Below are 19391 nucleotides of genomic sequence, written 5' to 3'. Positions count from 1 at the left end.
CCATGTCACTACCCGTCGACTTGGATACCGCCACCGCGCGCCATGGATTTCCGATGCTAGTTGCCGGACAGGCGCAGAAAGAGTTCTTCGTCAACGAGGCCCTCGCGCGGATCGACGCGCTGCTCCATCCCGCCTTCGAAACGGTCGCCAACACGCCTCCCGCCGTTCCTGCCGCGGGCGAATGCTGGCTGGTTGGGCCCGCCCCCTTGGGCGCGTGGGAGGGGCAGGCCGACGCGCTGGCATTCTGGGACGGCGTCCAGTGGAGCTTCTGCGCTCCCGCCGACGGCATGCAGATGTTCGACCGTGCAGAAGGTCAGTGGATCCTTTTCCGGTCTGGCTGGCGGCGCGCTACGCGCCCGCAGACCCCCACCGGGGGTTCGACGATCGACGTCGAAGCGCGAGCGGCAATCGGAGCGATTATCGATGCAATTGCAACACTGTCGATTATTCGCAACGAATGACGGGAACCGCAGGCGGCTGGTATCGTTCGGCTGTCACGGGAAGGGATCCCGGTTGTGGAACCCATTCTCATCGCGCAGGAAAAGCGGCATTCTTGCCACAGGTCCTGCCGATTGTTTTCTTGCCACCTTATGGGTTGAAAGTTAGATACGGTCCACTCGGTGGCTCCAAATCGCAAAAAGGGGAAACTATAATGCGGAAATTCGTCATAGGAATGGCGATGGCCTCTACGGCCCTTGCATCGCCTGCCCTGGCAAAGGACGACAGCTGGTATATCGGTGCCGAATTCGGTTCGATGCTGGTCGAAGACAGTGAATTCGACGTCAATGACGGCGCTTCGACGCACGAAGTAAACCATGACTATGGTTTCGACGGCGGCGGCTACGTTGGCTATGACTTCGGTGGCTTCCGCCTCGAAGCCGAAGTCAGCTATCGTCAGGCAGATCTCGACTCGGTCGAAGCTGGTCCGACTGGCCTTCCCGTTGGCGGCGGCGTGGTCGCACCGGCTGGTATCTACACTGTTGGCGGTGACGCCAGCGCCCTGTCCTTCATGCTCAACGGCCTGCTCGACTTCGGCGACGATGATGGCCTTCAGGGCTATGTCGGCGGCGGTATCGGTGTCGCGCGTACCAGTTACGAAGTGACGCCCTTTGCCAACTTCTCGTCGACGGTCGACGATTCGGACAGCGGCCTCGCATACCAGGCCCTGGCCGGTATCCGCGCTCCGCTGACCGACAGCATCGATGTCGGCCTGCGTTATCGTTTCTTCCGCGCTACGGAAGTCGAACTGGTCGATCTCGGCGGCAATACTCTCGAAGACGACTTCACCAGCCACTCGCTGATGGGTACGCTTGAGTTCAACTTCGGTGAGCCGGCAGCACCGCCGCCGCCTCCCCCGCCGCCGCCGCCTCCGCCCCCGCCGCCTCCGCCCCCGCCGCCGCCGGCGCCGGTCTGCGAGACGGGTCCGTACATTGTCTTCTTCAACTGGGACAAGTCGGACATCACTCCGGAAGCAGCGACGATCCTCGACAACGCCGTGTCGGCCTATGCCAACTGCGGTACGGCTGCAGTCATGCTCGCCGGTCACACCGACCGTTCGGGTTCGGTAGCCTACAACATGGGCCTCGCCGAGCGCCGCAACGCATCGGTCCGCGGCTATCTCAGCTCGCGTGGTATTCCGGACGGCCGGATCACCAGCGAAGCCTTCGGCGAATCGCAGCCGCGCGTACCCACCGCCGACGGTGTCCGCGAACTGCAGAACCGCCGTGTCGAAATCACTTACGGTCCGGGTTCGGGCATGTAAGCGAACGGCGATACGCCAAAATGAAGAGGGGCCGGAGCAATCCGGCCCCTTTTTCGTTATGGGATGACGGACTGTCTGCAACCGAAAGGATCGCCATGAACTACCTTCGCCTGATACCCGCCGCGGGTGCACTCGCACTGGCAGGATGCGCCACCGTAGACGATCTGGCCGACAACCGCGTCGGGCAGACGACGCTGCGCTTCGCCAACGGCCTGCCCGCTGGCACGGTGCAATTGCTCAGCAATGGGCAAACGGTGACCCTGGCGGTCGCGGCTACCGGCATGTCGCAAGGCGAACATGGCTTTCACCTGCATACCACGGGCAAGTGCACTGCCCCCGACTTCACCAGCGCCGGCGGTCATCTCAATCCCGGCGGGCAAACCCACGGCGCACTGTCCCCAGGGGGCAAGCACCTCGGTGATATGCCCAATCTGACGATCGGGGAGAACCGGACCGGTTCGGCACAGGTCGAGCTAACCGGTGACGCCCGGGTCGTGCTCGACGAAATCTTCGACGAAGACGGCACAGCGGTCGTGGTTCACGCAGGGGCGGACGATTATCGCACCGATCCAGCCGGCGATGCCGGTTCGCGGATCGCCTGCGGCGTGCTCTCCAGCGTCTAGATAGTCTCACCCGCGGCGCGGGCACGCTCGACGACGCTGGCGGCAGCTTCAGGAACCAGCTTCAACGCTGCGATAAGCAGCACCAGACCGAATGGAGCCGCCACCAGGGTCGAGAGCACGCCGAGCGACAGGTCGTCACCATTGGTTGCCGAGACATAGCCCGCCATGAACGGGCCGAGGCCCAGACCGATCAGCGTGGTCGACAGGAAGAACGTTGCCGTGGCCATGCCGCGCATGCGCGGAAGCACCAGCGCCTGGCTCGAGGCAGCTGCTGCGCCGAGCGCGGCCGCGCTGAGCATCTGGGCGAGGAATGCGCCGATGTAGAAAAGCACGACATCATCGGTGGTATAGGCAAGCCACATTGCGGGAACGGGCATGATCAAGCCGAACAGGATGACCCACACGCGCCCGTCGGGTCGCCGCTCGAGCAGGAAGTCAGCCATGCGCCCGCCGAGGATGACGCCGAGGAAGCCGGCCACCGCGGCAGGGGCGCCCAGGAACCAGCCGAGATCGGTCTTGTTCACGCCCAGCGCGCGTTCGGCATAGGGCGCGCCCCAGTAGGAAGCGGCATAGGCGGTGAAGGCGACCGTGCCGTACCCCAGAATGACACACAGGAAGGCAGGCGAGCCCCAGGTCAGCTTGAACGTGGGCAGATCGCGTGCGCGCAGCCCCATGGTCCAGCTAAACACGGCATAATACCCCACGCCGAGGAATACCCATTGCTCGACCACACCGGTGAGAAGCCAGAGCACCCATGCAAGCGCGGCGAAAAGGGCTGCGCCGAGAAGATTGCCCATCAGCGCCTTCTTGCCGCGAGCGGCCGCACCGAAGACGGTAAAGGGTGGAATGACTTGGAAAAGCTCCTGCAGGAAACCGCGGAACGGTGCGGGATCTTCCGGCGTCGGCAAACCGTCGATCGCGCCGCGAACCGGTTCGCGCAGCGTCAGTACCCACAGCGCCAGCAGCAGCCCGGGTATGCCCACAGCGAGGAAGGCCGCCTGCCAGCCGACCAGGCCCAGCGGACCGCCACCGGGATAGGCGGCGTTCCAGTTTTCGACGATCAAGCCGCCGATGAGCAGCGAGATGCCGCCGCCGATGTACAGGCCCGATGAATAGATCGCCAGGGCCGTCGCCCGCAGGCGCGCGGGAAACCAGTCGGAAATGAGCGAATAGGCGGACGGACTGGCGGTCGCTTCGCCGACCCCGACCCCGATCCTAGCCGCGGTAAGGACGGTCGCGTTCTTGGCGAAGCCCGATAGTGCAGTCATCGTCGACCACAGCGCGAGGCCGAGGGCCATCAGGCGAACGCGTTTCCAGCTGTCGGCCAGCTTGCCCAGCGGGATGCCGAACAGCGCGTAGAAGACAGCAAAGGCGGTGCCGTAAAGAAAGCCGAGGTAATCGTCCTCGACGCCAAGATCGGCCTTGATGTCGTTGGCGAGGATCGAGAGGATCTGCCGGTCGATGAAGTTCAGGACATAGATCAGGACCAGGACGCTGAGGGCGTACCAGCTATAGGCCGGGACCTTGTCCGTACCGCTGCCTACCGCCGGTTCCTGTGGCACTGCGGCGCCCTTCGCTTCGGTCACATCCCCACTCCGCTATTGCGTTATATCCTCTGAGTAGGGGGTGGTATCGACAAGCCCCGCGTCGGCAAAGCCTTTTCGGCGCAGGCGGCATGAATCGCATGTCCCGCAGGCCTGACCCTCCGCCGTCGGATCGTAGCACGACCAGCTCCACGCCGGGTCGAGCCCCAGCCGGTCGCATTCGCGCGCGATATCGGCCTTGGACATGTGCTGCAGCGGAGCATGGATCGCGAACGGCCGACCCTCGACACCTTGCTTGGTGCCCAGCCGCGCGGTTTCCGCGAAGCTCGCGATGAACTCTGGGCGACAATCGGGATAACCGGAGTAATCGAGTGCGTTCACCCCGATAAAGATATCGCGCGACGCCGCAGTTTCAGCGAAAGCCGTGGTCAGTGCCAGGAACACCAGATTGCGCGCAGGCACATAGGTAACGGGGATCGTGTCGCCGACACCGTCTTTGGGAACATCGATCTCGTCGGTCAGCGCCGAACCGCCGAACTGGCGCAGATCGAGGGGCAGCTCGACATGCCGCTCAACTTCCAGTTTCTCGGCGATTGCCCGCGCCGATTGCAGCTCGCGGATATGCCGCTGGCCATAATCGATCGTCAGCGCATGAAGCGAATGCCCACGTTCGCGCGCGATCGCAGCAGTTACCATGGAGTCGAGCCCGCCCGAAAGCAGGATGACGGCGGGGCCGGGAGTGTCGGACTGGGTCATGCCCGCCCGCTATGCGCGAATGCAGCGGGCTGCAAGCCGGGCGATCAGTTGCAGCGGCCCGTCTGGCGCGCTTCGGCGGTGAACTGGAAGGGCTTGCCCCCGGCGATCCCCTGGCCATCGATCTGGACCAGTCCGGTCGATTCCTTGCGGATATGGGTCCGTCCATATCCATTGCCGCGGCAAGTGTATTGCACCGTGACGTCGCTGGCGCTGTTCTCGACGACGAACCGGTTGCAGTTCGTCCCGGGATGGCGAAGCTGGAGGAATTCACGTCCCGTGCGCAGGCAGATCTTGCGCACATTGCCACCATCGCGGAAGCGCAGCTCCCATTCGCCCCGGTCGAGCGTATCGAGCATGTCGAGCGATGCCTGCGCAACGCCCGGAACCGCCAGAAGTGCGAACGGCGCACCAAGCGCCGCGAGAATGAATGCCCGTTTGCGAGCCATATCGGAATTGACCTTTCGTCCGTGAAACCAGACGCGCCCGTGATTCGCCTGCATTACATCACAATCACTCTGAACCGTTGTAAAACAACGACACGTCTCGTCAGACAGTTATCTCGAACTGTTTCGAGCAGAATGCGCAATCGACCCGGACGATCCCGTCAGGGTCGCGCATTTCGACCCGCTGGTCTTCGGGAAACCGTTCGAGAACCGAGCGGTAGTGTTCGACCGAGCAGCGGCAGCCGCGCGCAATGGCAGCCCCTGGCTGGACGCGCACTTCGGTTTCCTCGTGGAACAGCCGCCAGGCGATCGCCTCGAGCGAAAGCTCGCCGTCGAGCAGTTCGTCATGGCGCAGCGAACCGGCGAGGATCGCGACATGTTCCCATTCGGGATGATCGAGCTTGGCATGGAGGCGCTCGCGGCCTTCCTCGCCTTCGGGCAGATGCTGGACCAGCAGGCCCGCAGCGCGCACGCCGTCGTCATCGGATCGGACCGCGCAGCGGAGCAGCGTGGGGACCTGTTCCGACTGATAGAAGTAGCGCTCGCACGCTTCGGCCAGCGTGTCGCCCTCGAGCGGGACGATTCCCTGATACCGCCCCTGTCCACCGGCGAGATCGAAGGTGATCGCCAGATAGCCCTTGCCGAACAGCGCGAACAGCGAAGGGTTGGCGCCGAGTTCAGCCAGCTTGGCCGGGTCGAAATCGACATGGCCGCGCAATTCTCCGCCCTTGTAGTCGCAAACCAGCAGGTTGACTGCACCGGCCTCCGTCTGTGCCTGCATGGTGACCTGTGAGCCGTCATCCTTGACCAGGCCGCCCATCAGCACTGCAAGAACCAGCGCTTCGGCCAGCAGATGCGTGATCGGCGGCGGATAATCATGCGCGGCAAGAATGACATCGAGCGTGTCGTCGAGCCGCACGAGCCGTCCCCGCGCATGCCGTGCGGGAATGGTGAAGGCGAGCAGGCGATCCGAATATGTTTCGTCGGTCGTAGCGGGAATAGCGTCCATCGCCGCCATATGGGGCGCGTTCGGCAAAATGTTAGAGCGCGCGAAACGCCATCAGATTTTGTCGAAACACCACAACAGCACCGACTTCTGGGCGTGGATGCGATTTTCCGCCTCGTCGAAGACGACCGACTGGTCACCTTCGAAGACTTCCTCGGTCACTTCGTCGCCGACATGCGCGGGCAGACAGTGCAGGAATTTCGCTTCGCGCTTGGCCGATGCCATCAGCGCATCCGAAACCTGGAAGGGTGCCATCGCGGCCAGCTTGTTATGGACATGCTCCTGACCCATCGAGACCCAGGTATCGGTGACGACGATATCGGCGTCGGCAACGGCTTCCCGCGCATCGTTGGTCAGCGTGACTTTGCACCCGGCCGCACGCGCCATGTCGATGAATTCGGCCTCGGGTTCATAGCCTTTCGGAGTACCGACCCGGACATTGAACTTCATCAGCGCGGCAGCCTCGAGGATCGAATGCAGCACGTTGTTGCCATCGCCGAGCCAGGCAAGTTCGAGACCCGGCAGCGCCTTGCCATGTTCGACCACCGTCAGCAGGTCGGCAACGATCTGGCAGGGATGCGAACGGTCGGTGAGCCCGTTGATGACCGGTACGGTCGCATGCCGCGCCATTTCCAGCGCTTTATCGTGATCGTCGGTGCGCAGCATGATCGCGTCGACCATCCGGCTGAGCACGCGTGCGGTATCGGCCACGCTTTCCCCGCGACCCAGCTGGCTGGTGCCCGAATCGAGAATCAGCGCCGAACCGCCCAGCTGCCGCATCGCGATATCGAAGCTGACCCGGGTGCGCGTGGAATTCTTTTCGAAGATCATGCCCAGCACATGGCCCGCCAGCGGCGCATCGGCATCGGCGCGGCCCTTCGGCCAGGCCTGGCGCGCTGCCTTGCGGTCTTGCGCGTCGTTGATCATGGCGGCGATCGCGTCCCCGCCTGCATCGGAAAGATCGAGGAAATGCCGCATCGTGTCGCTCCGCTTAGCCGGCTGCGTCATAGCTTGCGGCGCCCGCCGAAAGCTTGTCGAAGAACTCGTCGAATTCGGCGTCGCCCGCCACCAGCGGCGGCAGGATACGCAGCGTGTTGTCGCCCGCGGCCACGGTCAGCAGCTGGTGGTTGTCGCGCAGGTGGACGAAGAACGGCCGGCTTTCGACTTTCATCTTGAGGCCGAGCATCAGGCCCTTGCCGCGGACGAGCTCGAACATTTCGGGGTAATTGCCGATGAACTGCTCGAGACGGCTGCGCAGCCGTTCGCCCTTCCCGGCCACCTCGTTCAGGAACGTGTCGTTCGCTACGGCTTCCATGACCGCCTTCCCGGCTGCCATGGCGAGCGGATTGCCGCCATAGGTCGAGCCGTGTGTGCCGAAGCCCATCCCGCGGGCGGCCTTTTCGGTGGCAAGGCACGCACCCAGCGGGAAGCCGCCCCCGATACCCTTGGCGGTCGCCATGATATCAGGCTCGATCCCGTAATGTTCGTAAGCGTAGAGCTTGCCGGTCCGAGCGACACCGCATTGTACTTCGTCGAACACCAGCATCAGATCGTTGTCATCGGCTAGCTTGCGCAGGCCGTGGATGAACTCGTCCGAACCGGGACGGATGCCGCCCTCGCCCTGGATCGGCTCGACGAGGAAGCCGGCAGTCTTGTCGCTCATCAGCGATTTGGCGTGGTCGAGATTGTCGAATTCCGCATATTGGAACCCGGGAAGCAACGGCATGAAGCCTTTGTGCATCTTCTCCTGGTTCGAGGCGCTGATCGTCGCCATCGTCCGCCCGTGGAATGCGTTGGTGAAGGTGATCAGTTCGGTACGCTGCGCATCACCGTCCTCATGCTGGTGGTACGCCCGCGCCGTCTTGATCGCCGCCTCGACCGCTTCGGCACCCGAATTGGTGAAGAACACCGTATCGGCGAAGGTCTTGTCGACCAGCATCTGCGCCAGTTCCTCACCCTGCGGGCTGCCATAGAGGTTGGAGACATGCATCAAGGTCTCGGCCTGGCGCTGGATCGCCCCGATAAGCCCCGAATGGCTGTGGCCGAGCAGGTTGACGGCAATCCCGCTGGCGAAATCGAGATAGCGCGTGCCATCCTCGTCGATCAGATGACAGTGCTCGCCCTTCACGGGGCGCACGCCGCAGCGCGGGTAGACGGGCATCAGCGGTGAAATCGACATGGGTCCTCCAGCGGCACCGGTTGGGCAGTGCATTCTCGGGGTGAAAGACAAATGGCGGCCCCTGAAGGAACCGCCATCTGCGTGTTTGCCAGCGATCTATTGCGTCTCGCGGTTCCGGTCAAACCGGATCGCGGGAGGCATGGCCTCAGCCCTGGGCAGGGACGAGGTTGACCGCCGAATGCTTGCCGCGTCGGTCGACTTCGAGATCGAATTCGTACCGTTCGCCTTCGTTGATCCCGGCGAGGCCCGAGCGCTCGACCGCACTGATGTGAACGAAAGCGTCGGGCTGTCCGTCGTCGCGAGTCAGGAAGCCGAAGCCCTTCATCGAGTTGAAGAACTTGACCGTGCCGGTCGCCTTCTCACCCGTCAGCTCGCGGCGAGGTGCGCCGCCTGCGTCACCGCGCGATTCGACGGCAATCACATCGCCGACGACCTGGAGGTCCTGCGCCGACACCTTGCCGCCACGATCAACGAGGTTGAATTCCAGTTCCTGCCCTTCGGCGAGGCCTTCGAGGCCCGCGCGTTCGACCGCGCTGATGTGGACGAACACGTCCTCACCGCCGCCTTCCTGCTGGATGAAACCGAAACCCTTCTGGCTGTTGAAGAATTTCACCGTGCCCTTGCCGGTGCCGACGACCTGCGCGGGCATGCGGTTGAAGCCGCCGCCTCCGCCACCGCCGCCGCGATCACCGCCGCCGCCACGATTGCCGCCGCCGAAACCGCCACCGCGATTGCCGCCGCCGAAACCGCCGCCACGATCGCCACCGCGGTCACCGCCGCCGAAACGATCGCCCTGGAATGCCTCGTGGGGAGCAAAATCGGACGGGGGCCCGCCGAAATTGTCGTAACCGTCTTCGCCGAAACCGTCGCGCTTGTCCTTACCGCGGCGGCGCCCTCTGTCGTAACCCATAACTCGAACAATACCTTGTCGTGCAGTCCAGTATCCAAACCCGCCAGAGCGAAGAACTGCTGTTCACACCGACGCGGACAGGCACGAAACCCACCCTCACGCAACCTTTATAGCGCGAAAGATGTCCACGCGCGAATGATTTAGCTGCAAGTACCAGCAAAGCGCAGAAATGTGACATTTTCGCATAGGCTTTGCGAGCGAATGATCGCTTGAACGCAGCCACTTGGTTCGGCACAGGGCAGGCATGGATTTACTCGCCCTATTCAGCGATCCCGCCGCCTGGCTGGCGCTGCTCACGCTTATCGCGCTCGAAGTCGTGCTCGGCGTCGACAATCTGATCTTCATCGCGATCCTGTCGAACAAGCTGCCCGAACACCAGCAACAGCGGGCCCGGCGGATCGGGCTGGCGCTTGCCCTGATCATGCGGATCGGCCTGCTCATGCTGATCGGCTGGCTGGTGACATTGCAGGCCCCGCTGTTCGACCTCGGCCTCGTCGGGGCCCCGAACGAATATGGCAAGCCCAGCTTCGAAACCGCGTTCTCGGGACGCGACCTGATCCTGCTGGCCGGGGGACTCTTCCTGCTGTGGAAGGCGACCAAGGAAATCCACCACTCGATGGAGCCGGAGGATGATTCGGGTGACCTGCTCGACAAGACCCCCGGGGTCGCCGATGCCGCCAAGGCGACCTTCGGTGCGGTAATCGCGCAGATCGTGGCGATCGACATCGTCTTTTCCGTCGATTCGATCCTGACTGCGGTGGGCATGACCGACGAAATCCCGATCATGGTCATGGCAGTCGTGATCACAGTGGGGATCATGATGGTGGCAGCCGATCCGCTGGCCAGGTTCATCGAAAAGAACCCGACACTGGTGATGCTTGCGCTTGCCTTCCTCGTGATGATCGGCCTGGTGCTGATCGCCGACGGTTTCGGATTCCACGTGCCCAAGGGCTATATCTATGCCGCGATGGGCTTTTCGATCGGTGTCGAACTGCTCAATATCATGCAACGCAATCGCCGTGTGTCGCGACAGGCGGCTGCTGGAGGGAACGTATAATGGGCGAATTCCGCAAACTTTCGGACACTTTCTATGCCAGCCCGCAGGTGAGCCCGCAGGACATTTCCGAAGCGGCAGCGATGGGCATGGCGCTGGTGGTGAACAACCGTCCCGACGGGGAAGCGGCAGATCAGCCCGAGGGCGCCGCCATCGAAGCAGCGACGCGTGCTGCGGGGATGGACTATCTGGCGATCCCGATCGGCAGCGCAGGGTTCAGCGAACCGCAGGTGGAACGGCTGCAGGATGCGCTTGCCTCGGCGCAGGGCCCGGTCCTCGGCTTCTGCCGTTCGGGCACGCGTTCGACCCTGCTGTGGTCGCTCGCCCAGGCGCGCGGCGGCGGCGACCCCGACGCGATTGCCGAGGCCGCCGCATCGGTCGGCTACGATGTCAGCCCCGTGCGCCCCGCGATGGATATGTTCGCCGCCCGTGCGGCTGAGTGATCACTGGCGATAATCGAGCGGCGGCTCGCGGTCGCCAAGCAGCGATTCGTAGACGTAATCCTCGCCCCGCTCGGCGATGAATTCGGCCTTGGCCTGCTCGCGTAGCTGCGGGTTGGTGTACAGTTCGACGGCAGCGAGGATCATGGCCTTGGCAGCCTGCTGCGTTCCCTTCGCCCCGTAGCTGTGGCCGCTGGCGGCGACCGCCTGCCAGCTGTGCGCCGCCGTTCCGGGAACCCAGGTCGCCGTGCGCACGCTCACGGTCGGCACCGCGCGGCTTACATCGCCGACGTCGGTCGAGCCATATCCGGTCAGCACGGCATAGTCCTCGACTTCCTGCGCTTGCGCCAGGGCCGGGGCATCCTCGCCCAGGCTGTCGCGGATCGTCCCGGCCCAGGCCAGCTCTTCAGCAGTATAGGCAATCGGCTCGAGCTGGCGCAGCTTCGTATCCATCATCGTCTGCAGCGATTCGAGCGGCAGCGTGGGATTATTGCCGTGGATGATCTCCCAATCGACATCGGTCCCCGTTCCCATCGCCGCACCCTGCGCCGCGGCCTCGAGCCGGGGCCACAGCGCCCGCACCTCGTCCGCATCCGAATGGCGGACGTAATAGAAGACTTCGGCGAAGTCGGGCACGACATTGGGCGCTGCCCCGCCGCTGGTGATCACGTAATGGATGCGCGTATCCATGCTGGTGTGTTCGCGCATCATGTTGACCATCATGTTCATCGCCTCGACCCCGTCGAGCGCCGAGCGCCCGCGTTCGGGCGCGCCCGCCGCGTGGGCTGAAACACCGCGGAAACGGAACTTGCCCGAGCGGTTGGCGAGGCTTTTGCGCGAGGCCGCCGAATTGCGGTCTGCCGGGTGCCAGTCGATCACGAAATCGGCATCGTCGAACAGGCCAGCGCGCGCCATGTAGACCTTGCCCGATCCGCCCTCTTCCGCCGGTGTGCCATATAGGCGGACCCGGCCCGGTGTGCCCGTGGCTTCGAGCCAGTTGCGGATCGCGATGGCCGCGCTCAGCGAACCGGCACCGAACAGATTGTGCCCGCAGGCATGGCCGGCATGCTTGTCGGCCACCGGATCCCGCGTCGGCTGCGCGGACTGGGTGATCCCCGGCAGCGCGTCGAATTCCGCCAGCAGGCCGATAACCGGCCCGCTGTCTCCCCATTCGGCCACGAACGCAGTGGGGATGCCCGCCACGCCGGGGCGTATCGAAAAGCCGGCACCTTCCAGCTCGTCGATCAGCAGGCCGCTCGAGCGGGTCTCGAGATATCCGAGCTCGGCGAAGTCCCAGATCTGCTGGGCCACCCGCTGGGTGCGCTCCTGCTGCGCTTCGACCTGCGCGATCGGATCGGCTTGCTGGGCGGCGAGCGGTGAAGCAATCAGTGCTGCCCCGGCAGCAAGAATGGCGAGCGATTTCATTGGCGTCTCCCTGTTGGGTCCTGCTTGCCGGAAAGCGCGCCGCATGCCAATCGCCTGCCACATGGATTTTTCAGCCGCCACGCTCCAGTTCGCCGGATCGCTGATCGCCATTCTCGCACTGGCGGGCCTGGCCTATTGGCTCAAGCTCGGTCCGCCGCCGCAGTTGGCCGACGAAGAGGATGCGCGGACAGCCGCCGACGAAGCGGTCAGCGGTTTTGCGCCCGTGGCCATCGGGCTCGATCGCGACGGACGCGGCGCGATATTGCGCGATGCCGGCGGCAGGGTCATGCTGTTGCGCCCGCATGGCGGCCATTTCGCGGGCCGGATACTGACCCCGCAGGCACGGGCCAGCAGCGACGGGGAAGCGCTGGTAATCGACACCGCGGAAAAGCGCTTCGGCGCTGCGCGCCTTGTGCTCGACGACCCGCGCGCTTGGGTTCGCGCGGTAGAAGCGATACAGGAATAGCCACCATGCCCGATTTCTCGCCGACAGAATATGCCGTGCCCGGCTTCGTTGCGCTGGTGCTGATCGAGATGCTGTGGGCCCGCCGCGCACGGCGCGATGCCTACGAACCGCGGGATACGCTCACCAGCCTCGCCTTTGGACTGGGCAGCACCGTTTCCGCTTTGCTGTTCGGCGGCGTGTTCGTCGCGCTGTACATGGGGTTGTGGCAATTCCGCCTGTTCGACGTGCCGTGGACCTGGTGGGCCTTCGCGCTGTGCTTCGTGCTCGACGACCTGAAATATTACTGGGTCCACCGGTTCGGTCACCGCGTTCGCTGGTTCTGGGCCAGCCATGTGAACCACCATTCGAGCCAGCATTACAACCTGTCCACCGCACTGCGTCAGACCTGGACCGGCTTTCTCACACTGGGTTTCGTCTTCGCCCTCCCGCTGGTGCTGCTGGGTTTCCACCCGGCGATGATCGCGATCTGCGGCGGGTTCAACCTGATCTACCAGTTCTGGATCCATACCGAGGCAATCGACCGGATGCCGCGCTGGTTCGAAGCGGTAATGAACACGCCCAGCCATCACCGCGTGCACCATGCAACCAACCCGCGCTATCTCGACCGCAACTATGCCGGGGTCTTCATTGTCTGGGACAAGCTGTTCGGCACCTTCGAACCCGAAGTGCGGGGCGAAAAAATCCGCTACGGCATCGTCAAGCAACTGGGCAGTTTCAACCTGCTATGGGCGGTATTTCACGAATGGATCGGGATTGCGCAGGACATGTGGCGCGCGCCGTGGAAGCACAAGCTGTCCTACCTGCTGCGCGAACCGGGCTGGACGCACGATGGCAGCCGCCAGACATCCGACCAGATCCGCAGCGACTGGCTCGAACGGACCGGGTCGACGGAAAAGTCCGTTTCATCTGAAAACCTGATTGCGGGCGACGCCGAGGCTGCCTAACCTCTCGAATCGAGAGGAGATACCATGGACGAATTCGATGTCATCGTGATCGGTGGCGGCAGCGCGGGCAGCGCGGTTTCCGGTCGACTGGCCGAGGCCGGGAAAAGCGTATGCCTGCTGGAGGCCGGACCGCGCAACGACACCATTCTGGTCAAGACGCCAGGCCTGATGCCGTTTCTGCGCGAAGGGTCGAACTACCGCTACGAAACGGTGCCCCAGAAAGGGCTCAACGGCCGCGTCGGTTACCAGCCGCGCGGGCGCGGACTGGGCGGGTCTTCGGCGATCAACGCGATGATCTATATCCGCGGCAATCGCTGGGACTACGACAATTGGGCCGAGCTCGGCTGCACCGGCTGGAGCTACGAGGACGTGCTGCCCTATTTCAAGCGGGCAGAGCATAACGTGCGCGGCGGCGACGCCTATCACGGAGCTTCGGGGCCGCTGTGGGTTTCGGACCAGAAATGGCCCAATCCGGGCAGCGTGGCCTTTGTCGAGGCGGCCGCGCAGTTGCAGCTCCCACGCAACACCGATTTCAACGGCGAGGAACAGGCCGGTTTCGGGCTTTATCAGGTTACCCAGAAGAACGGCGAACGCTGGTCGGCCGCGCGCGCCTATGTCGAACCGAAGCGCGGTTCGAAAAATCTCGACGTCCGCATCGGGGTCAGCGTCCAGCGTCTGGTGATCAAGGACGGCCGCGTCACCGGCGTGACCTATTCGGTCGGCGACAAGGAACGTACGGTCACCGCCCGGGGCGCGGTGGTGCTGTCCGCCGGCGCCTTCAACACGCCGCAGCTACTAATGCTGTCGGGCATCGGACCGGGCGCCCATATCAAGGAGCATGGTATCGACGTCGTGCTCGACAAGCCGGCGGTCGGCGCGGACCTGCAGGACCATATCGATTATGTGTCGAGCTGGCAGACCGAGAACAAGGATTTGATCGGCGACAGCCTGGCGGGTACGGTCCGCATGGCAAAGGCCATCATCGAGCACCGCCGCAAGCGCACCGGCATCATGACCACGCCCTATGCCGAAGCGGGCGGGTTCTGGAAGGTCATGCCCGATGCCCCGGCGCCCGACATCCAGTGGCACTTCGTTCCCGCCATGCTCGAGGATCACGGACGCACGAAGGTGAAAGGTCACGGCTTCTCGCTGCATGCCTGCGTCCTGCGGCCCGAAAGCCGGGGGACGGTGCGGCTGAACGGCGCCGACGCGCGAATGGCGCCCCGGATCGATCCCAATTTCCTCAATGATGAGCGCGACATGGCAACGCTGCGCGCAGGCGTGCGGCTGTCGCATCGCATCGTATCCTCGCCCAGCCTGGCGAAATACGACCCGCAGGATCGCTATCCGATCGATCTGGAAGACGACGCCGCGCTCGACGCCATGATCCGCAACCGCGCAGATACGGTCTATCACCCGGTGGGCACCTGCCGGATGGGCGGCGATAGCGATGCGGTGGTCGATCACACGCTCAAGGCGCGGGGGATCGAGGGCCTGTATGTCGCGGATGCGAGCGTGATGCCGCGGCTGGTTTCAGGCAACACCAATGCACCGAGCATCATGATCGGCGAACGCTGCGCCGATTTCGTCAAGGACGCCCTTGCAGCCTGAACCCGCTCACATGGCCCGAAAGACGAACGGGCCGGAGGTTTCCTCCGGCCCGTTTTCGTATGTGCGAGCGTGACCACCAATCACCGCAGCCCCGCTGTGCAACCCGCACAAAAAAGGGGCCGGAGAGTTGATCTCCGGCCCAATTAAGTCGGTGTTCGCAGGAGGAACATGGGTAGGCGGGGCGCCGGGAGAGAGAGAGGAGAGAGAGAAGGCGCCCCGCCGAACTGGTAATCAATTGGCCCGGGAGAATTCCGGGTAGGCTTCGATGCCGGTTTCACCGACGTCGAGACCGGCCAATTCTTCTTCTTCACTCGGACGTACGCCGATGGTGGCCTTGAGAGCGAACCAGACGATGGCCGAGGTGATGCAGACGAAGGCACCGGTTGCCACCACGCCGGTAAGCTGCGCGATGAACGGCACTTCGGTGTTGGTCAGCGGCACGGCGAGCGTACCCCAGATGCCGGCCACGAGGTGAACCGGGATCGCACCGACGACGTCGTCGATCTTGAGCTTGTCGAGCAGCGGCACGAAGATCACGGGCAGTGCACCGCCGATGCCGCCGATCACGATCGCCATACCCACATTGGGGGTCAGCGGTTCGGCGGTGATGGCGACAAGACCGGCCAGTGCGCCGTTGAGGGCCATGGTAGTGTCGGCCTTGCCATAGCGCAGCTGGGTCAGGATGATCGCCACGACCACGCCGGCAGCTGCCGCCATGTTGGTGTTGACGAAGATCTTCGACACGTCGGACACGTCGGACACGGTGCCCATCGCAAGCTGCGAGGCGCCATTGAAGCCGAACCAGCCGAGCCACAGGATGAACGTACCCAGCGTTGCGAGCGGGATGCTCGACCCGGGGAATACGGTCATGCCCTTGGCAGTGTAGCGACCCAGACGGGGGCCGATGATCAGCGCGCCCATCAGCGCGGCCCAGCCACCGGTCGAGTGCACCAGCGTCGAACCCGCGAAGTCGGAGAAGCCCATGGCGTCGAGCCAGCCGGCGCCCCATTCCCAGCTGACGATAACCGGATAGATGAAGCCGGTCAGCAGCGTGACGAAGATGAAGAAGGGCACGATCTTGATGCGTTCGGCCACGGTGCCCGAAACGATCGATGCGGTGGTCGCGCAGAACACCATCTGGAAGAACCAGTCGGAGGCGACCGAATAGCCGGTGCCGGTATCGGCTTCACCCACGCCCTGCATGGCATAGGGGAAATCGGCGACGCCGATGAACCCGCCTTCGAAGCCCGGATAGGCGATCGAGTAGCCGATCACCCAGAACATCAGGCCCGCAATCGAGTAGAGCCCGATGTTCTTGAGACACTGGACCGAGACGTTCTTCGAACGCACCAGCCCGGCTTCGAGCATGGCAAAGCCAGCGGCCATCCACATGACGAGGAAACCGCCGATCAGGAACAGCAGGGTGTTGAGGATATAGGCGGTGCCGCCCGAGACCGCTTCCGCGGCTTCGGGAAGGACCGCTTCCTGCGCAAAGGCAGGGGCGGAAACGAGCAACCCGGCGAGCGCCAGGGGTGCAGTGTAGAGATGTTTTCTGGTCATGTGCGGATGCCCCCTCAAAGCGCGGTGTCGCCGGTTTCGCCGGTGCGGATGCGCGTGGCGCTGGCCAGGTCGAAGACGAAGATCTTGCCATCGCCGATGGCTTCGGTGCTGGCGGTCTGCTGGATCGTCTCGACCACCTGCGCGGCGAGATCGTCGCTGGCCGCGATTTCGAGCTTCACCTTGGGCAGCATGTTGGTCGAATATTCGGCGCCGCGGTAGATTTCGGTCTGGCCCTTCTGGCGGCCGAAACCCTTGACTTCGGTAACGGTCATTCCCGCCACTCCAATGCCGCCGAGCGCTTCGCGCACTTCGTCGAGCTTGAATGGCTTGATGACTGCGATGATGAATTTCACGCCTTCACCCCCTGTGTGATCCACCGGCCAAGCACCGGCGGGATCACAGTCAGCAATGTGCGTGCCAAACGCGATTTCGGTACAAATCGAACGCAGGAGGAGCGGATGAGCGCAGTTGATTGCCCAATGATTGGGCGACTGCCTGTTATTTAAGCAATTCCAGCTTGGCAATGACCGGCAGATGATCCGATGCCACGGCGGCGAGGCCGGTATGATGGACCTCGGTTTCGACCAGCCGCCAATGCTTGCTGGCCACGATCCGGTCGAGCGTGGCAACCGGCTGCCGACTGGGATAGCTGCGCCCGGGCGTGACGATCTGCCAGTCGGAAGAGAACTCGCGCATGGCCCCGGTGGTGCGCCCCCACTGGTTGAAATCGCCCATGATCACGGTCGGCAGATCGCGGTTGCAAGCGCCCACGAAAGCCAGCAGCGAGCGGATCTGGTCGCGGCGGCGCAGTCCGGACAGGTCGAGATGCGTGCCGATCACCCGCAGGGGCCGGCCTTCGACGACGATTTCACCGCATGCGGCACCGCGCGGTTCGAGCGTCGGCAGGTCGAGCGCTTCGCCCGAGAGTATCTCGAGGTCGCGTCGCACAAGCAGCGCATTGCCGTGCCAGCCGATGCTCCGCGGACGCTTGGCCACCTCGATCACGCGCCAGTGGGTGTCGTCGATCTCCGCGCGCGGGAGCACGCTGGCGCGCTCGCCAATCCGCCGGTCGGCTTCCTGCAACGCGACGATATCGGCATCGATCTCGTGCAGCACCGACAGGATGCGCTCGGGATCGCGCTTGCGATCGAGCCCGACGGCCTTGTGGATGTTGTAGCTGGCGAAGGTAAGCTGCACGCGGGGCTACTCACCCTTGAAATAGCGGTCGGTCGGCCTGGTCGGAAGACCATCGATACTGATGGTGCGCCCCTGCGTCTTGGCAACCCACTCATCGGGATCGGCCTGGCCATGCGCTTTCTTGAGCGTGTGCCGCTCCTCACGATAATCCATGAAGGGCACACCCCAGCCGCAGCTGGTCTGCACACTCTCGACCGCGATGTCGAATATCTGCCGCGTGCCGGGCAGCAGATCGAATTGACCGGCCAATGCGTCCCAGTCCGCATCCTGCGGAAGGACCGGCCGGCCGCGGCCATAGATCCGCAGGATCAGCGCGAGCCGGTCGAAATTGCAGAACATCACCGTGATGCGCCCGTCGGCCGCGAGATGGGCGTGCGTCTCGTTGCCCGACCCGCCAAGATCGAGATAGGCGACGCGGGTCGGCGATAGTACGCGAAACGCGTCATAGCCCTTGGGGCTGAGATTGATGCGCGCATCGTCGGCGGCAGTGGCGACGAAAAAGACCGGCTGCCTGCCGATCATGGCCATGTGCTTGTCATCCAGCCGATCGAAGAATTCGGCCACTAAAGAAAGTCCCTCAGCGTCGCCATGAAGCGGTCGAACTGATCGTGGTGCAGCCAGTGACCCGCGTTCTCGAACTCGATCACTTCGGCATTAGCAAAGTGGTCGAGCCGGCCGTCGCCTTCGGGGTTGGAGGCCCAACTGTCGGCGCCATACAGCAGCAGTGTCGGCGCGCTGATCGCCGCCCAGGTCTGGTAGAGGAATTCATCGGCGATGTCTTCGACCGCCCAGACGTTGAGATGCGGGTCGAACTTCCAGCTGTAGGTTCCGTCTTCGTTGCGGTTGACCCCGTGGACCGTCAGGTGACGCGCCTGCTCCTCGGTGAGGTAGCTGTTCTCTTCGATCATGCGCGCGAACGCCGCTTCGATGCTGTCGTATTTGCGCGGACTGCGGCCCGACGCGGCGCGTTTCTTGCCGATCCATTCGTTGAGGCGCTGGGGATAAGGAACGGCGCGCATTTCGGCCTGCCGTTTGGGGCTGGGGCCCAACCCTTCGATCGCCACGATCTTCTTGACCATGTCGGGAAAGGTCCCGGCATAGCGCAGCGAAACATTGCCGCCCATCGAGTGGCTGACGATGGTGACCGGTCCGACACCCAATTGGTGGATCAACTGCGCAAGGTCGTAGACCATGTCGTTAGCCGAATAATTGCCATCGCTGACCCAGTCGCTGTCACCGTGGCCTCGGTGATCGAGCGCGACCACATGCCAGTCCTCGCGCAATTGCTCGGCCACCCAGTCCCAGCTGCGCGCATGGTCGCGTCCGCCATGCACCAGCACCAGCGGCGGTTTCCCGCGATTGCCCCAGTCGAGATAATGGAGGCGCAGGCGCTGCGAAATGAAGGTCTGCGAGGTCGGTCCGGCATGTAGCGTCATGCGGTTTCCATGCCGCGTCACCGCCGTGCCCGCAA

21 protein-coding genes are annotated in these 19391 nt (G+C 63.8%); 8 read left to right on the top strand and 13 right to left on the bottom strand.

Annotated features, from left to right (window positions below; translation table 11 throughout):
* Positions 1-2 precede the first annotated feature (2 nt).
* From GRI55_RS04465 to GRI55_RS04455, 3 genes are all read left to right on the top strand, one after another.
* The gene (locus GRI55_RS04465; RefSeq protein ID WP_160766307.1) at positions 3-461 is read left to right on the top strand and encodes a DUF2793 domain-containing protein; all 459 of its coding nucleotides are present in this window, start codon (positions 3-5) and stop codon (positions 459-461) included.
* 191 nt (positions 462-652) lie between these two features.
* Entirely contained in the window at positions 653-1762 is a 1110-nt protein-coding gene (locus GRI55_RS04460) for an OmpA family protein (protein WP_160766306.1), read from the top strand.
* Between the two features lie 95 nt (positions 1763-1857).
* Positions 1858-2385 carry a superoxide dismutase family protein gene (locus tag GRI55_RS04455; RefSeq protein ID WP_063505980.1) on the top strand — a complete coding sequence of 176 codons (528 nt, stop codon included), beginning with the start codon at positions 1858-1860 and terminating at the stop codon, positions 2383-2385.
* Here GRI55_RS04455 and GRI55_RS04450 read toward each other — a convergent pair.
* From GRI55_RS04450 to GRI55_RS15145, 7 genes are all read right to left on the bottom strand, one after another.
* Positions 2382-3971 (bottom strand): MFS transporter, encoded by a 1590-nt coding sequence (locus GRI55_RS04450; RefSeq protein ID WP_370873277.1) that lies wholly within the window; start codon positions 3969-3971, stop codon positions 2382-2384. The two genes, GRI55_RS04455 and GRI55_RS04450, sit on opposite strands and share 4 nt — an antisense overlap.
* 12 nt (positions 3972-3983) lie before the next feature.
* Positions 3984-4685, bottom strand: a complete 702-nt coding sequence (gene queC, locus GRI55_RS04445) for a 7-cyano-7-deazaguanine synthase QueC (protein WP_063512168.1) — start codon at positions 4683-4685, stop codon at positions 3984-3986.
* 44 nt (positions 4686-4729) lie between these two features.
* Entirely contained in the window at positions 4730-5131 is a 402-nt protein-coding gene (locus GRI55_RS04440; protein ID WP_063505981.1) for a DUF3617 domain-containing protein, read from the bottom strand.
* A gap of 100 nt (positions 5132-5231) precedes the next feature.
* The gene (gene hslO / locus GRI55_RS04435; RefSeq protein ID WP_237452392.1) at positions 5232-6146 is read right to left on the bottom strand and encodes an Hsp33 family molecular chaperone HslO; all 915 of its coding nucleotides are present in this window, start codon (positions 6144-6146) and stop codon (positions 5232-5234) included.
* A gap of 42 nt (positions 6147-6188) precedes the next feature.
* Positions 6189-7112, bottom strand: a complete 924-nt coding sequence (gene argF / locus GRI55_RS04430; RefSeq protein WP_063505376.1) for an ornithine carbamoyltransferase — start codon at positions 7110-7112, stop codon at positions 6189-6191.
* A 13-nt stretch (positions 7113-7125) separates the two neighbouring features.
* Positions 7126-8313, bottom strand: a complete 1188-nt coding sequence (locus tag GRI55_RS04425) for an aspartate aminotransferase family protein (protein WP_160766305.1) — start codon at positions 8311-8313, stop codon at positions 7126-7128.
* A gap of 145 nt (positions 8314-8458) precedes the next feature.
* Positions 8459-9223, bottom strand: a complete 765-nt coding sequence (locus GRI55_RS15145; protein WP_050601363.1) for a cold-shock protein — start codon at positions 9221-9223, stop codon at positions 8459-8461.
* Between the two features lie 244 nt (positions 9224-9467).
* Between GRI55_RS15145 and GRI55_RS04415 the strand changes: the two genes are divergently transcribed.
* Together GRI55_RS04415 and GRI55_RS04410 are read left to right on the top strand one after the other, a co-directional pair.
* Positions 9468-10280 carry a TerC family protein gene (locus GRI55_RS04415; protein ID WP_050601364.1) on the top strand — a complete coding sequence of 271 codons (813 nt, stop codon included), beginning with the start codon at positions 9468-9470 and terminating at the stop codon, positions 10278-10280.
* Positions 10280-10720: a protein tyrosine phosphatase family protein gene (locus GRI55_RS04410; RefSeq protein WP_160766304.1), complete on the top strand. Its 441-nt coding sequence runs from the start codon at positions 10280-10282 to the stop codon at positions 10718-10720. Before GRI55_RS04415 ends, GRI55_RS04410 begins: the two co-directional genes overlap by 1 nt.
* Here the strand turns inward: GRI55_RS04410 and GRI55_RS04405 are convergent, their stop codons facing one another.
* Positions 10721-12142: an amidohydrolase gene (locus tag GRI55_RS04405; protein WP_160766303.1), complete on the bottom strand. Its 1422-nt coding sequence runs from the start codon at positions 12140-12142 to the stop codon at positions 10721-10723.
* Positions 12143-12203: 61 nt separating this feature from the next.
* Between GRI55_RS04405 and GRI55_RS04400 the strand changes: the two genes are divergently transcribed.
* Genes GRI55_RS04400 through GRI55_RS04390 form a run of 3 tightly spaced genes read left to right on the top strand, consistent with a single transcriptional unit; the run spans position 12204 to position 15163 of the window.
* Positions 12204-12608 carry a hypothetical protein gene (locus GRI55_RS04400; protein WP_160766302.1) on the top strand — a complete coding sequence of 135 codons (405 nt, stop codon included), beginning with the start codon at positions 12204-12206 and terminating at the stop codon, positions 12606-12608.
* A 5-nt stretch (positions 12609-12613) separates the two neighbouring features.
* The gene (locus GRI55_RS04395) at positions 12614-13552 is read left to right on the top strand and encodes a sterol desaturase family protein (RefSeq protein ID WP_063506839.1); all 939 of its coding nucleotides are present in this window, start codon (positions 12614-12616) and stop codon (positions 13550-13552) included.
* 24 nt (positions 13553-13576) lie between these two features.
* Positions 13577-15163 carry a GMC family oxidoreductase gene (locus tag GRI55_RS04390; protein WP_160766301.1) on the top strand — a complete coding sequence of 529 codons (1587 nt, stop codon included), beginning with the start codon at positions 13577-13579 and terminating at the stop codon, positions 15161-15163.
* Between the two features lie 231 nt (positions 15164-15394).
* Here GRI55_RS04390 and GRI55_RS04385 read toward each other — a convergent pair whose 3' ends face one another.
* The 5 genes from GRI55_RS04385 to GRI55_RS04365 all read right to left on the bottom strand — a co-directional run bounded on the left by GRI55_RS04385 (position 15395) and on the right by GRI55_RS04365 (position 19356).
* Positions 15395-16723, bottom strand: coding sequence for an ammonium transporter family protein (locus tag GRI55_RS04385; RefSeq protein WP_050601370.1), 1329 nt, complete (start codon positions 16721-16723; stop codon positions 15395-15397).
* A gap of 14 nt (positions 16724-16737) precedes the next feature.
* Entirely contained in the window at positions 16738-17076 is a 339-nt protein-coding gene (locus GRI55_RS04380) for a P-II family nitrogen regulator (RefSeq protein WP_050601371.1), read from the bottom strand.
* A gap of 145 nt (positions 17077-17221) precedes the next feature.
* Positions 17222-17920: an endonuclease/exonuclease/phosphatase family protein gene (locus GRI55_RS04375; RefSeq protein ID WP_160766300.1), complete on the bottom strand. Its 699-nt coding sequence runs from the start codon at positions 17918-17920 to the stop codon at positions 17222-17224.
* Between the two features lie 6 nt (positions 17921-17926).
* The gene (locus tag GRI55_RS04370; protein WP_160766299.1) at positions 17927-18484 is read right to left on the bottom strand and encodes a pyridoxamine 5'-phosphate oxidase family protein; all 558 of its coding nucleotides are present in this window, start codon (positions 18482-18484) and stop codon (positions 17927-17929) included.
* Positions 18484-19356 (bottom strand): alpha/beta fold hydrolase, encoded by an 873-nt coding sequence (locus tag GRI55_RS04365; RefSeq protein ID WP_160766298.1) that lies wholly within the window; start codon positions 19354-19356, stop codon positions 18484-18486. Before GRI55_RS04365 ends, GRI55_RS04370 begins: the two co-directional genes overlap by 1 nt.
* Between the last annotated feature and the right edge of the window lie 35 nt (positions 19357-19391).

Origin of the sequence: Qipengyuania citrea (assembly GCF_009828015.1) — a bacterium.
Lineage (GTDB): Bacteria > Pseudomonadota > Alphaproteobacteria > Sphingomonadales > Sphingomonadaceae > Qipengyuania > Qipengyuania citrea.
Note: the sequence above shows the minus strand (reverse complement) of the source record. Positions and strands in the feature narration are given on the sequence as shown.